This is a genomic window from Actinokineospora cianjurensis, assembly GCF_003663795.1.
In the GTDB taxonomy this organism is placed as follows: Bacteria; Actinomycetota; Actinomycetes; order Mycobacteriales; family Pseudonocardiaceae; genus Actinokineospora; species Actinokineospora terrae.
Map to the genome: position 1 here is coordinate 1,016,586 of NZ_RCDD01000002.1, position 13,071 is coordinate 1,029,656.

Annotated in this window: 12 protein-coding genes; 6 read left to right on the forward strand and 6 right to left on the reverse strand. The window is 72.8% G+C overall.

The genetic code is table 11. The features are described 5' to 3' along the window. Positions 1-54: 54 nt before the first annotated feature. The gene (locus CLV68_RS19030; RefSeq protein ID WP_170224442.1) at positions 55-762 is read left to right on the forward strand and encodes a GAF and ANTAR domain-containing protein; all 708 of its coding nucleotides are present in this window, start codon (positions 55-57) and stop codon (positions 760-762) included. An 81-nt stretch (positions 763-843) separates the two neighbouring features. Next, positions 844-1,218, forward strand: a complete 375-nt coding sequence (locus CLV68_RS19035) for an FKBP-type peptidyl-prolyl cis-trans isomerase (RefSeq protein ID WP_211346634.1) — start codon at positions 844-846, stop codon at positions 1,216-1,218. A gap of 60 nt (positions 1,219-1,278) precedes the next feature. Here the strand turns inward: CLV68_RS19035 and CLV68_RS19040 are convergent, their stop codons facing one another. The 5 genes from CLV68_RS19040 to CLV68_RS19060 all read right to left on the reverse strand — a co-directional run bounded on the left by CLV68_RS19040 (position 1,279) and on the right by CLV68_RS19060 (position 6,768). Then, the gene (locus CLV68_RS19040) at positions 1,279-1,965 is read right to left on the reverse strand and encodes an alpha/beta fold hydrolase (RefSeq protein WP_246009971.1); all 687 of its coding nucleotides are present in this window, start codon (positions 1,963-1,965) and stop codon (positions 1,279-1,281) included. A gap of 23 nt (positions 1,966-1,988) precedes the next feature. Next, the gene (locus CLV68_RS19045) at positions 1,989-2,522 is read right to left on the reverse strand and encodes a hypothetical protein (protein ID WP_121392154.1); all 534 of its coding nucleotides are present in this window, start codon (positions 2,520-2,522) and stop codon (positions 1,989-1,991) included. A 99-nt stretch (positions 2,523-2,621) separates the two neighbouring features. After that, positions 2,622-3,974: an MFS transporter gene (locus CLV68_RS19050; RefSeq protein ID WP_121392409.1), complete on the reverse strand. Its 1,353-nt coding sequence runs from the start codon at positions 3,972-3,974 to the stop codon at positions 2,622-2,624. A gap of 682 nt (positions 3,975-4,656) precedes the next feature. Further along, a complete protein-coding gene (locus CLV68_RS19055; protein WP_121392155.1) occupies positions 4,657-5,712 on the reverse strand; it encodes a Gfo/Idh/MocA family oxidoreductase in 1,056 nt (351 codons plus the stop codon). 18 nt (positions 5,713-5,730) lie between these two features. Further along, a complete protein-coding gene (locus CLV68_RS19060; RefSeq protein ID WP_121392156.1) occupies positions 5,731-6,768 on the reverse strand; it encodes a transposase domain-containing protein in 1,038 nt (345 codons plus the stop codon). A gap of 278 nt (positions 6,769-7,046) precedes the next feature. On the opposite strand from CLV68_RS19060, the gene CLV68_RS19065 reads away from it, so the two are divergent. Together CLV68_RS19065 and CLV68_RS19070 are read left to right on the forward strand one after the other, a co-directional pair. Beyond that, positions 7,047-7,439, forward strand: a complete 393-nt coding sequence (locus tag CLV68_RS19065; RefSeq protein WP_121392157.1) for an SSI family serine proteinase inhibitor — start codon at positions 7,047-7,049, stop codon at positions 7,437-7,439. Positions 7,440-8,225: 786 nt separating this feature from the next. After that, positions 8,226-9,656 (forward strand): nitric oxide synthase oxygenase, encoded by a 1,431-nt coding sequence (locus CLV68_RS19070; protein ID WP_281274675.1) that lies wholly within the window; start codon positions 8,226-8,228, stop codon positions 9,654-9,656. A gap of 125 nt (positions 9,657-9,781) precedes the next feature. Here the strand turns inward: CLV68_RS19070 and CLV68_RS19075 are convergent, their stop codons facing one another. Further along, on the reverse strand, positions 9,782-11,632 hold the full coding sequence (locus CLV68_RS19075; RefSeq protein WP_121392158.1) for a beta-propeller domain-containing protein: 1,851 nt from the start codon (positions 11,630-11,632) through the stop codon (positions 9,782-9,784). Positions 11,633-11,776: 144 nt separating this feature from the next. On the opposite strand from CLV68_RS19075, the gene CLV68_RS19080 reads away from it, so the two are divergent. Continuing rightward, complete coding sequence (locus CLV68_RS19080; RefSeq protein WP_092780536.1) at positions 11,777-12,361, forward strand: DNA-binding protein; 585 nt, start codon at positions 11,777-11,779, stop codon at positions 12,359-12,361. 23 nt (positions 12,362-12,384) lie between these two features. Then, positions 12,385-13,038, forward strand: a complete 654-nt coding sequence (locus tag CLV68_RS19085; protein WP_121392159.1) for an RES family NAD+ phosphorylase — start codon at positions 12,385-12,387, stop codon at positions 13,036-13,038. Positions 13,039-13,071: the final 33 nt, after the last annotated feature.

Below are 13,071 nucleotides of genomic sequence, written 5' to 3' on the forward strand. Positions count from 1 at the left end.
CGATCGGGTCATAACCTGAGATCCTTTCCAGAAATGCGAGCGAGGCGCGAAACCATGGCTACGCGAGCACGGCTTGCCGATGTGCTGATCGACCTTTCCGACACGCTGGGGTCGGATTTCGACCTGCTGTCCTACCTGCGGCGTCTCACCGACCACTGCGCCGATCTCGGGGTGGCCGACACCGCGGCGGTGCTCCTCGCCGACAGCGACGGCGCCCTTCGCTCGACGGACCCCCACACGGGCGACGAGCGGCTGGCCGAGCTGTTCGACCGGCACCACGCGCACGGCCCGGGCGGGATCGCGTTCGGCACCGCGACGGCCACCGGCGGTCCCGTGACCCGGTGGTCCGGGCTCGCAGGCGCCGCCACCGCGGCCGGGTTCCGGCAGGCGCACGCCGTCCCGATGCGGCTGCGCGGCGCGCCCCTGGGCGCGGTGTGCCTGTACCGGGTGGCCGACCGGCCGTTCGACGCCGACGAGGTCGCCGCCGTGCAGGCCGCTGCCGACATGGCCGCGGTGGGGATCAACGCCGAGCGCGCGGTCCGGCACCGGCAGACCCTGGCCGACCAGCTCCAGGCCGCGCTGTCGAGCCGGGTCCTGATCGAGCAGGCCAAGGGCGTGCTCGCCGAGCGGCACCACCAGCACGTGTCCGAGTCGTTCCGCGAGCTGCGGTCGCTGTCGCGCTCGCACAACCTCAAGATCGCCCAGGTCGCCGAGGAGGTCGTGCGCAGCGCGGCGCTGAGCAGGCTCTCGGCCCGCGGTTGAGCCGAACGGGGTCGTCGCGCAGCGCGTGAGCGGTCAGGAGAGGATGACCGGGACCGAGCACGTCGAAGACGAGGAGCACGCATGGCTCTGCAGAAGCCCGAGGTCGACCCGATCGAGGGTGCCGCACCCGCCGACCTGGAGGTGCACGACATCACCGTCGGTGACGGCCCCGAGGCCACCCCCGGCCAGTTGGTGTCGGTGCACTACGTCGGTGTCGCCCACTCCACCGGCGAGGAGTTCGACGCGTCCTGGAACCGCGGCGACACCTTCGCCTTCCCGCTCGGCGCGGGCCGGGTCATCGCGGGCTGGGACCGGGGCGTGGCGGGCATGCGCGTGGGCGGCAGGCGCAGGCTGGTCATCCCGCCGCACCTGGGCTACGGCGACCGCGGCGCGGGCGCGCTGATCAAGCCGGGCGAGACGTTGATCTTCGTGGTGGACCTGCTCGGCGTCGGCTGAGCACCAGCACCTCCCCGTCCGGCACCGGGACGTCACCGGTGCCGGGCGGGGGATCCACCGCTAGCGCAAGTACTCCAGCAGCACCGCGACCGCCGCCGGGTCCTCCACGTGCGCGTTGTGCCCCACGCCGGGCAGCACCACCGGGTCGGGCACGAGGGTCCGCAGGTGCTCGACCGGCGACATCGCGTCCTGCTCCCCCGCCGCCAACGTGACCCTCGCCCGCGCGGCCGCGAGCAGACCGGGCAGGTCCGGCCGTCCGACCGCGAACGCCCGCTGGTCAACCGCCGCGCGCCACCCGCCGCCCGCCTCGACCGCGAGGCCCGCGGGGAGCCCGGCGAGTTTCCCGGCCCACGACTCGGCCTCGGCGCGGGTCTCGAACACCTTCGGCGGTTTGCCGCCCAGCGCCCTGCCCTTGGCCAAATCGTCCGGCGACCAGCTGAGCTTCACCCCGAGGGCGACCACCGACTCCACCCTGATCCCGAACCAGCCCGACGCCAGCGCCAGGGCAACCACTCCACCCAGGGAGTGACCGAGCACCGCGACGGGCCGGTCGGGGTCGAGATCGGCGGCGACGCGGGCGGCCAGCGCGCCGAAGCTGTAGCGCTCCAGCGGGGCGGCCGCGCCGTGACCCGCGAGATCGGGTGCGACGACCGGACCGTCCCACTGGGTGGCCGCGTCCAGGCCGTCCCACAGCGCGCCGCTGCCCGCCAGGCCGTGCAGCAGGACCAGGGTCGGGTGTTCAGTCACGGCCCCGATCTTGCCCTACGGGATCAGCAACCGCCGCAGTTGTAAAAGGTGACATCCCAGTGATTGCTTTCCAAGAAGTAGACGTTGCCGCTGCCCGAACGCCACTGGTTGCCGCCGATCGAGGTGAAGGTGCCCTTGATGTAGTTGGTGAGGCAGCCGCTCAGGGCGAAGTCGAGCTTGTAGCCGTTGTAGTGGCTGTAGGTGCCGCTGGCGTGGCCGACCTCGGTGCCGCCGGTGACGTTGAGGGCGCAGCCGGTGGCGCTCTTGAGGGTCTGGGCGCCCTGGATGGTGGCGAGGTTGACCTGCTCGAACGAGGTGCAGTTCGGCCTGGTCCGGTCGCTGCAGCCACCGCTGGAGGACCAGGTGATGTTCGACGACCGCAGCCGGGAGGCGGCGTCGCTGTGCGAGAGCTTGGTGACCAGCGCCGAGGCGGTCGCGGCGGCAGGCGTCGAGATCGGGTCGTGCTCCGCGGTGGGCTGGGCGCTCGCGGTGGTGGCCAGGAGCAGGGCGGTGGCGGTCGCGGCCAGGACGGCGGCGGCACGGGCGAGAACGCGCATGGGGGACCTTTCGCCGGGGACTGGGGAATGATCAACTCCAGCGGGTAGCGTAATAGTCACCGACGGGAAAACCCAGCAGGTGTACGGAAACTTTCCCACTCAGCCGCCTTGCGGCACCCGTTCCGCCATCCGCAGGTCGCGCACCGCCAGCACGAACGCGACGGCGACGAGGGCAACGGCGGCGAACAGCGCCACCGCGATCGCCGCCGGGTAGCGGCCGGTCCCGCCGAGGACGGCGTAGAACACCGCCGCGAGGGTCGCCGTGCCCACCGCGGTGCCGATCCGCTGACCGGTCTGCAGCACCCCGCCCGCGACGCCTGCCAGCCGGTTGGGCACCGAAGTGAGCGTCAGCGTCGTGTTCGGGGAGATCACCGCCCCTCCCCCGACGCCCGCGAGCACCATCGGGACCGCGATCCACGCCCCGGCCGCGTTCCCGGGCACCACCAGCAGCACGACCGCCACCGCCGCCAGCCCGACCCCGACCGCGGTGAGCCCCAGCACCGTGATCAGCCGCCCCCACCGGTCCACCACCCGGCCCGCGACGGCGGCGGCCACCGCGGACCCGATCGCGAACGGCGTGACGGCCAGCCCGGACTCCAGCGGCGTGTACCCGAGCCCCGCCTGGAAGAACACGGCGAACACCAGCCAGATCCCGGAGAACCCGCAGAAGTACGCGAGCCCGATCCCGGCGCCCGCGACGTAACCGGGGGTCTCGGTGAACAGCCTCAGGTCGAGCAGCGGCGCCCTCCCGCGGCGCACCAGGTGTCGCTCCCAGCGGAGGAACAGCCACCCCAGCGCGACAGCGAGGGGGAACAGCCACCACAGGCTGGTCAGCCCGCCGCTGTCCGCTCTGACCAGGGGAAGGAGCACGGCCAGGACGGTCGCGCCGAGGAGCAGGGCGCCCACCAGATCGATGTCGACCCGGCCGGTGGGGCGATCCTTGGGCAGCAGGCGCATGGCCAGGACCAAGGCGACGACACCGATGGGCAGGTTGACGTAGAACACCCAGGGCCAGCCTTGGGGATCGCCGAACCAGGCGAGGATCAACCCGCCCGCGATAGGGCCCACAGCGGTGGAGACGCCGATCGTCGCGCCCAGCACTCCGAACGCCTTACCGCGCTCGGCGCCTTGGAAGAGGTCCTGGATGAGCCCGGAGTTCTGCGGGGTGAGCAGACCACCCGCGAGGCCCTGCGCGAGCCTCGCCAGCACCAACCAGGTGAGGTTCGGCGCCGCACCCGCCAACGCGCTGGTCAGCACGAACACCGACAACGCGACCAAGAACATCCGCCGCCTGCCCAACGCGTCACCCAACCTGCCGCCCGCGACCAGGGAGAGCCCGAAGGTCAGCGCGTAGCCGGAGACGACCCACTGGATCCCACCCGCCCCCGCCCCGAGATCAGCCTGCATGGACGGCAACGCGACATTGACGATGCTCACGTCGAGCAAACTCATGAACCCAGCGGCCTGCGTCACCGCAAGCGCCCGCCACCGCCGGGGATCGGGGTCAGTCACCCCATCGTCCTACCCCTCTCTTGTCGCCCCTGCACAACGCTCCTGCGCTTGGTTTGGCGCGACTTGCTTGGTGGCGGGCCCTGGGCGGGGTCGCCTTTGGGCTGGCGGGGCTTTGACCAGGCGCTTTGTGTTGCGCGCCGCCGGGACATTCACCCGGTTCAGGGACAGAAGTTATCCACATGTGGATCTTCGGGGTGCTGGTTCCACGATCGCCTGTCGGGGGGTACCGATAGACTGGCACAGGGACGCCCCCCGGAGTGGGTGGGGGCTGGGCAGGGTCGGGACCGCGTGCGCGAGGGGCGATTAGAGGGCTCGGCGGCTGCTAGAGGGCTGGGCGGCGGTTTGAGGGCAGGTCTGGGGTTAGAGGGCTCGGCGGCGGTTAGAGGGTGGCGGGGTAGCGGCAGGTGGGGGCGCTGTCGTGATCTGGGGGCGAGCGAGGCAGCCGGAGCGGGCGGGCGGCGAGCCCGAGGCAGGTGGGGCCGCGCGGGAGCGGGAGCCCGAGGCGGGTGGGGTGGCCAGAACAGGCAGACTCGGGCGGAAACCTCAGAGCAGGCAGGCCGAGCGGGGCAGGCGGGCCGAGCGGAAGCATCGGGGCAGGCAGGCCGAACAAGGGCCAGCGGGCTCAGGGCAGGTGGACCGGGAGGCCGCGTTCGGCTGAGGCGAAGGTGGCCTCGATGACGTCGGCTACGTCGGCGGTGTGGGTTGGGGGGACGGGGTTGGGGCCCTCGCCGTGGAGGCAGGTGGCGAGGGCTGTGTAGAAGCCCAGGTAGTCGCCGTCGAGGGTGGGGATTCGGGTGTCGCCCGAGGCGGTGGTCAGGGTGCCCCACTGCGGCTCCGGGTACACGCCGAAGCCGGGGTCGGTCGGGGCGTGGCCTGCGCGGGAGGCCGCTTCCTGGGGGTCCAGGCCCCAGCAGTGGTAGCCGGCGTCCGGGGTCGCGACGGCGAAGCGGGGGCCGACGGGGGCGGATGCCTTGCTGACGCGCAGGTAGGAGCGGACGCCCGAGGGGTGGGTGAGCAGGATCGTCGCGTCCTCCGGGGCGGGCGCGCCCGGGCGGGTCGCGTGGACGTCGGCGTAGACGGTGTGGGGGCGGCCGAACAGGACGATGGCCTGGTCGACGAGGTGGCTGCCCAGGTCGTAGCGGATGTCGGCGAGGTCGGCCGGGTCGGCGCTGCCCTTCCAGCCGGACTTCACGGGGGCCGCCGCGCGTTCGAAGCGGGACTCGAAGCGGGTCGCACCGGCCAGCTCACCGGACTCGACCAGCCGCCGGACGGTGCGGAAGTCGCCGTCCCAGCGCCGGTTCTGGAAGGTGGTGAACACCCGGCCGACGCGGCGCGCGGTGGCGGCCAGGTCCCGGACCTGCTGACCGGTCGCGGCGGCGGGCTTGTCGACGACGACCGAGAGCCCGGCGGTCAACGCGGTCGTGGCCTGGTCGTAGTGGTACCGGTTCGGTGACGCGACCACCGCGAGGTCGTAGTCGCCGGCCCGCTGCCACAGGTCATCCGTCGACTCGATCACATCGGTGTCCGGGTAGCGCTGCCTCACGGCGGCAGCCCTGCCTTCGTCCCCCGTGACTACCGCCGCCAACCGCAGGCCCGGCGCCGCGGCGACGAACGGGGCGTGAAACGCACTGCCCGCCAACCCGTACCCGATCAGGGCCACCCTCGCCTCGGTCGACATCCGCGTTCCTCCCGCCGGTTACTGGTGGGTACCGCGCCGCGGGGGCATCCCAAACCCGCCACTGCCTGCCGACACACCCCGCATGGCCGCTTCCTTACGACGCCACGGGTGCACAGCTTGGTACACGCAGAGCATCGCCCACAGCTCTTGCGCCACGCCGTGCGGATCCTGCGACCGCAGCGCGACCGGCCCGGCCTCCAGCGATTCGAACAGCGCCTCGAACCGCCACCTGGTGCGGTGCAGCGCCGCGAGCTCCGCGGCGGGCGCCTGGTCGGGGTCGAGCAGCGTGGTGACCAATACGGCGTCCGGTGACTGGAGCACGCGCACCGCCAGCGAGTCGGTCACCGGGTCGCCGTCGGCGAGCATCCTGGACAGGAACGAGCCGTCCGGCAGCACGTGCAGCCGGGGCAACGTGATCGGCGCGCGCGCCCGCCACAGCAGGTCAGCGCCCCGGTTGGCCGCCGCGCGCCACAGGTCCTGCTCGCCGGCGCTGCGGTGCGCGACCACCAGCGTGCCCGGGCTGATCGTGTCGAGCACCCGCGCGCCGAGCTCCTCGCGCGGCGAGCCGACGGCGACGTCGAGCAGCGACCCGGTGTCGTGGCCCGCCAGCACCGACACCCGGACCTTGGAGTGGTCGAACGCGGCGAGGTTGGCCGCGGTGTCGGGGATGTCGACGACGCCCGCGTCGAGGGTGCAGACCCGCATGCCGCGCCAGCGCGCCGCCTCGGCCCGGTCGGCGGCGGCGCGGCCGAGGAACAGCCTGCGCATCACGTCGGGGCCGAGCCGCTTGCGGGCCTTGGTGATCGACCCGGTGCTCGGCGCCGACCGGGTGCCGGTGGCCACGCCCGCCCACCGCATGCCCGCGGTCAGCCTGGCCAGCACCGCGTCGTACCCGGCGCCGCCGAACAGCCATAAGGCGAGGGTGAAGTAGACCATTGTCCGCGCGGGCAGGGCGCGGGAGCGCTGTTCGCGCGCGCCTGCCGCGTCGATCGCGGCGTCGACCTCCTCGGGCGGGAACGCCTTGAGCAGCATGCCGATCGCGACCCGGTCGGACAAACGGTCCCGCGACGCCTTAGCCGCACGTGTAATTCCGCCCACAGAAAGGACCCCTCACCCAAGCCTACTTAAGGAAGTAACGACCAGTCGATCTTGTCGACGAGTGCGGCGACATGAATAGCATCGGGGAGCACCCGAGCGCCAGAGGCCCCGGACCGCGAGACAATTCCGGAAGACCTACCCTCGGAATCGCCCGGTTCGTCGACCTCGGGCCGGGCCGCGTTTTCCCTACACCCATTCGGCGGGTTAACCAGGCCGCCGAGAAGGAGTGATCCGACATGTCCGCAAAGTCCCTCGCTGTCGCGGCTGTGTGCGCCGCGGTGGCCGCGCTGGCTCCCGCGACGACCGCCGACGCGACCATAGCCCCGGTCAGCGCAGGCTTCGTACTGACCGTCCAGCGCGCGGGTGAACTACCCAGACTCGCGGTGCTGCAGTGCGCGCCCGACGGCGGCACCCACCTCGAGGCGCGTACCGCGTGCGCGCAGCTCTCGCAGGTCAACGGCAGGTTCGAGAAGCTCAACGTGCGGCCGGACTCGATGTGCACGCTGGAGTACGACCCGGTGACGGTGACCGCGTACGGCTGGTGGGGCCGCAAGCCGGTGCACTACCGCCAGGTGTTCGGCAACGGCTGCGCGCTGCGCGTGGCGACCGGCAGCGTGTTCGCCATCTGAGACCGCCACCGCCGGACCGCGCGCACCCGGCCCGGCAATGCGGGACCAGACCGATGAGTAGTTCACGGCGGCTTCCACTAACCGTCATCATTCACCTCATCGGGTGGCACGGGATCGAATGAGTGGTGCCGGAATTGCCTACTGTCCGCTCCGGTATTCCCGGAGGTGACCACCGCCACCACAGCTCGACCGAATGGCCTTACCGCCCGTGGGTTCGGCGGCGCGGCCCGCACACGGAACGCATTGCGGCCACGCCGCCGGACCGACGCCGCCCGATTCTGCCTTATGGCTTTACCCTGTGACCCGATCGAGTGAGACTTGCCGGGGTCACCCGAGCGGACGGGTAGGTTCTGCCGGGTGACCGGTCCGACCTGGGCACCGCCAGCCCGCCCGACGGCGTCTTCCGCTCTACCCACCGACCCGCCGGCGCCCTCCGCGGCACCCACCAGCCCGCCGGTGCACTCCGCTTCGCCCCCCACTCGGGCGATGTCGTCCGCCCAGGTCTCAGCCGCTCACCCGGCGATGCCTCCCGAGCCTGCCGCACATCCGCGGGCGGCGGCACTCCCGGCGGACCCACAGACATCGCCCGGCTCGGCCACGGGCGCGCAGCCCACCTCGTCCGACGACGGCCCGGTACCGGCTGCCGCGTCGGTCTTGTCCGCTGTTCCGACTTCCGTGCCGCTCGCCCCCGGGTCGGCGGCACCGCGACGACCTCCGGTGGCGCCTGTGTTCGGCCAGTCCGCATCCCCGTCCGCGCAGGGTCGACCCGGTCTCGGCCAGCCCGCGATGTCCGCCACGAGCCAGCCTCCGGCGCTGTCCGCGCACCGCGTGCCCGCGATGTCCGGCACGAGCGAGCAGGCGGTGGCGCCCGTGCTGCCCTCGGTGGTCGGCGCGCACGGTCAGTCCGCGCTCAGGCCGCCGGTGTGTCCCGTGCTGCCCGCCCAACTGCCGGTCCCCGTGCTGCCGACCCAGTCGTCGCTGCCCCCGACCTGGGCGCCGCCCGCCGAGGTGGTCGCGGGAGTCGGGGACGGTGTGGCCGACGTCGACGAGGCGGTGGAGTTCCTGGAGTTGTTCCACGCCGAGAACCCCGAGGCGGGCCCGGCGGCGAACCGGATCGCGTGGGTGCGGGCCGAGATCGAGCTGACCGGCACGTACCGGCACACGAGCGCGGAGTTGGCGCACGGGGCGCGGGTCGCGTGGCGCAACAGCGCGCGCTGCATCGGGCGGTTGTACTGGCGGAGCATGCGCGTCCGGGACATGCGGGCCGTTCATCACCCGGTCGAGGTCGCCCAGCAGTGTGAGCAACACCTGCGGCTGGCGACCAACGGTGGTCGAATCCGGCCGTTGATCACCGTCTTCGCGCCGGACGCGCCGGGGCGGCCCGGTCCCCGGATCTGGAACGAGCAGCTCATCCGCTACGCGGGCTACCCGGCGGCGGACGGTGGTCGCCCGGTCGGTGATCCGCGCTACGCCGGGTTCACCGCCGCGGTCACCGCGCTGGGGTGGCGCCCGCCCGCGCGGCCGGGCCCGTTCGACGTGCTGCCGCTGGTGGTGTCCGGCCCGGACGGCAGGCCGCGGCTGTTCACGCTGCCGCCGGACGCGGTCGCGGAGGTCGAGCTGACGCACCCGGAGCACCCGTGGTTCGCCGACCTGGGCCTGCGCTGGCACGCGGTGCCCACCATCAGCTCCATGCGCCTGCGGGTCGGCGGCGTCGACTACCCCGCTGCCCCGTTCAACGGCTGGTACCTGGGCACCGAGATCGGCGCCCGCAACCTCGCCGACCAGGACCGCTACGACCTGCTGCCGGTGGTGGCCGCGCGCCTCGGCCTCGACACCTCCCGCGAGACCACGCTGTGGCGCGACCGGGCGCTGGTGGAGCTGAACATCGCCGTCCTGCACTCCTTCGCCGAGGCGGGCATGACGATCAGCGACCACCACACCGAGTCGGCCCGCTTCCTCAAGCACATCGACCGCGAGACCAAGGCGGGCCGCCCCTGCCCCGCCGACTGGAGCTGGATAGTCCCCCCGATGTCCGCAGCCCAGACCCCCGTCTTCCACCGCTACTACGACACAGACCACCTCCGCCCCGAGTTCCACTCCGACCCGTCGGCCACCAGCGCCGCCCTTGAGGGCACGCCGCCGGTCCTGCCCACGGGCCCCGAACAGGGCCCGCCGCTGTGGTCCTACCTCCGCGCCACCCGCACCCCCGCGACCTGATCCGAGCAAGGCCACCTGTCCGCCCCACGCAGGCGCCTGGTCTGGGCTGTGGGGTACGGCCGAACACGTGTGCCGTCCACCCCTCGCCCGACCAGTTCCAAGCCGGGCGAGGGCGGCGCCGCGGGTCAGGCGAACGGGATCCAGGCGGTGGGGGTCATGGTGTCGAGGGTGGTGGCTTGGATTCCGGCGGACGACAGGGTCCACAGGGTGTCGGCGGCTACCAGGGATCGGCGGATCCGGGTATCGGTGACCGAGGGGGTGGGGTGGCGCAGGGTCGCGAGTTCGGTGATCTGGTCGCCGGTCACGCGCAGGGCCAGGACGGCGCCGGAGCCCCGGGCCGTGTCGATCGGGATCACCACGAGGTTCTTGTCGGGCCAGGAGAGGAAGGCGTGGGCGTCGAACTCGGCTTCTGAGGTGGTGCCGGGTAGGTGGAACTGGGTGAGGCGGCGCACGGGGGTGGTCGTGGTGTCGAAGAGGGAGACCTGGGTGCCGGTGGCCCGGCCCTGCTCGGTGGCTTCCTGGCCGACGCCGAGGAGGCGGCCTGCGCCCAGGGGGTGCAGGTAGGCCGAGTAGCCGGTGATCTTGAGTTCGCCGGTGACGCGCGGGGCCGTGGGGTTGCTCAGGTCGACGGTGTAGAGCGGGTCGGTGCGGCGGAAGGTGACGACGTACGCGGTGGGACCGAGGTAGCGGACCGACTGGATGCGCTCCCCCACCCCGAGCCCGCCGACCCGGCCGATCCTGGCGAGTCCGGGGCCGCGCCGGTTCAGCACGTGGACGGCGCTGTCCTGGGCCGTCGTGGTGGCGACCCGCAGGTTCCCCTCGTACTCCGACAGCGCGTACTGGTTGACCAGCGACCCCTCGACCGACCCCGAGGCCACGTACACCGGCTTGCCGGGCGCCGAGATGTCGAACTGGTGGATGTCCGTGTGGCCTGCCGCGGGCCGTCCGTCAGCGGGCAGGATCCCGGCGCGCTGCCACTGGTCGTCGGCGATGTAGAGGCTGCCCGCGGTCCCGTAGAGCGTGTCCCCGTCCGCGGCGATCGAGACCGGGTCACCGGATCCCAGCGGCGCGCGCAGGTCGATCGTGTACACGGTGAGCATCGCGGTCCCCGTGTAGCCGGACGGCCTGGTGATCGACCCGCACCCGACCGCCGACTCGACCCGCGAGCCGTCGCGGTCCAGGGTCGCGCGCGGCAGCCACCGCTCCAGCGGCGCGTCCTCGATCAGCGCGCGGTTCCGTTGCAGCGTCGACGGGTAGGGGAACTCCAGGCGCGGCCGCGACCGAGCCACGACCCTGGCGACGGACCCGACCTGCCTGCCGTCGAGGTAGTCCCCGTCCACCGTCAGCGTGCCGGTCACCCGGGCACCGCCCGCGAGGTCGACCATGACCAGCGAGGTCGTCATCGACCCCCCGGAACGCGCGTCGCGGTCCACGGCGTCGAACCGCGGCACCGCCACCAGGGCCCGGTCGCCGTCGAGGAGCAGCGCCGTGGCCAGCCCCCCGCCGGGCATGGCGAGGCTGGCGGTCAGCTCGCGGGTGGCGGTGTCGACGACCCGCAGGGTGCCGTCGGCGACGGTGACGATCCGGCGCCCGTCCGTCTTGACCAGGTCCGGTTCGTCGGCGGCCGCCTCGTGGTTGTTGGTGCTGGAGTGGTCGCCGGTGCTGGAGTGGTCCTTGGCGGTGGAGCTGTTGCGGGTGGGCGCCTTCGGGGCGACCGGTGGGGCGTCGCCCTCGGCGGGCATCGCGATGACGTCGTACACCCGCGGGTCCAGGCCGAACTCGGTCACCCGCTCCGCCGCGGCCTTCTTCAGGTCGGCCTCGACGTCGGCGCAGGAGTCGTAGGAGACGAGCCGGACGGACGGCACGTAGGGCGCCGGACCGGCGACGTCGACCGGCTCCCGCGCGAAGACGATGCCGCCCGCCACGCACGCACTCGCCACGACCACGGCCCCCAGGGTGAGCCTCTTCGCTCTCATACCCGGATGGACGTACCAACCCCGGCCAACCGTTGCACTACAGTGGGACAACCGTCGGTGTTTGACCGTGTGCGGTGCGTGTCGATCTAGGTGAGTTTTCCCACAAAGGCGCACGAACCCGCACAACCGGGATACCCTAGGCGCATGACGGTCGCGTTGGAGCACGTGCTCGCGAAAGCGGGCCTGAGGGTCAACCCGGTCGAGTTCCTCGAGCTGGTGGAGGAGGCGGCCCGGCGGTTGTCCCCGGCCAACCCGGACCCGGCTGACTACTTCTCCCCCGACCAGCGCGACGCGCTCACCGACGTGGGGCTCGACCTGACGCCGCGGCGCGGTGACGAGGTCGACTCCCGGGCACGCGCGGTGGCCGCGCAGGCGGTGCTGCGCGACTCGGCGCTCACCGTGGCCGACGCCGCGGACGCGGTCGGGGTCGACACCAGCCGCATCCGGCACCGGTTGGCCGCCGGTCGGCTCGCGGGCTGGAAGGACCGCGGCGGGTGGCGGTTGCCCGCCTGGCAGTTCGCCCCGTCCGGGGTGCTGCCCGGCCTGGAGGCCGTGCTGGCCGCCGTGCCCGACGACCAGCCGCCGCTGGTGGTGGCCGCGTTCATGACCAGTCCCCAGCCGGACCTGCGGGTCGACGACCAGCCCGCCACCCCCCGGCAGTGGCTGCTCGCGGGCGGCTCGCCCGCCAGGGTGGCCGCGCTGGCGGCGGTGCTGGGCACCCCGGCCTGAGCTGACGAGGCCGACGAACCGAGATGTCCCGGCTCCCCCAGCCGCCCGCCCCAGCCGATCTGCGAACGCTGCTGCGCGTCGACGAGGACGTCGTGGCGCTGCACAGCGGCACGCACCTGGTCCGGGTCTTCGCCGCGGCGGGCGCGCACCGCCAGCGGTGGAACTCCTTCCGCTACACCGGTCCGCTCCCGCACGCCCGGTTCGACCCGCAGCCGCTCGGCCAGGACGGCGGACCGGCGACGGCGCCGGGGCACGGCGTGCTCTACTTCGGACTGAGCGTGCGCACCAGCATCGCCGAGGTGTACCAGCAGACCTCGGTGGTGGACCGGACCACCCGCAAGCCGCACATGGTGGTGTTCCGGCCGCGGCGCACGCTGCGGCTGCTCGACCTGTGCGGCTTGTGGCCGACCAGGGCAGGCGCATCGCAGGAGTTGAGCACCGGCAGCAAGGCCGTCACCCAGGCTTGGGCGCGGGCGATCCGCCAGGCGCACCCCGACCTCGACGGCGTCTGGTACCGGTCCTCGATGGACAGCGGCGAGCCCGCGGTGTGCCTGTGGGACCCGCCGGGCAGTGGCGCGTTACCGCGAACCCCGGACGTCCTGCTGCCGCTGGACTACCCGGGGCTCGATCTTCCGCTCGCCAGGGTGTGCGAGGAATTGAACTACACCCTGCTCTAGCAGAACTCGGCTCTAGCAGAACTCAGCTCTAGA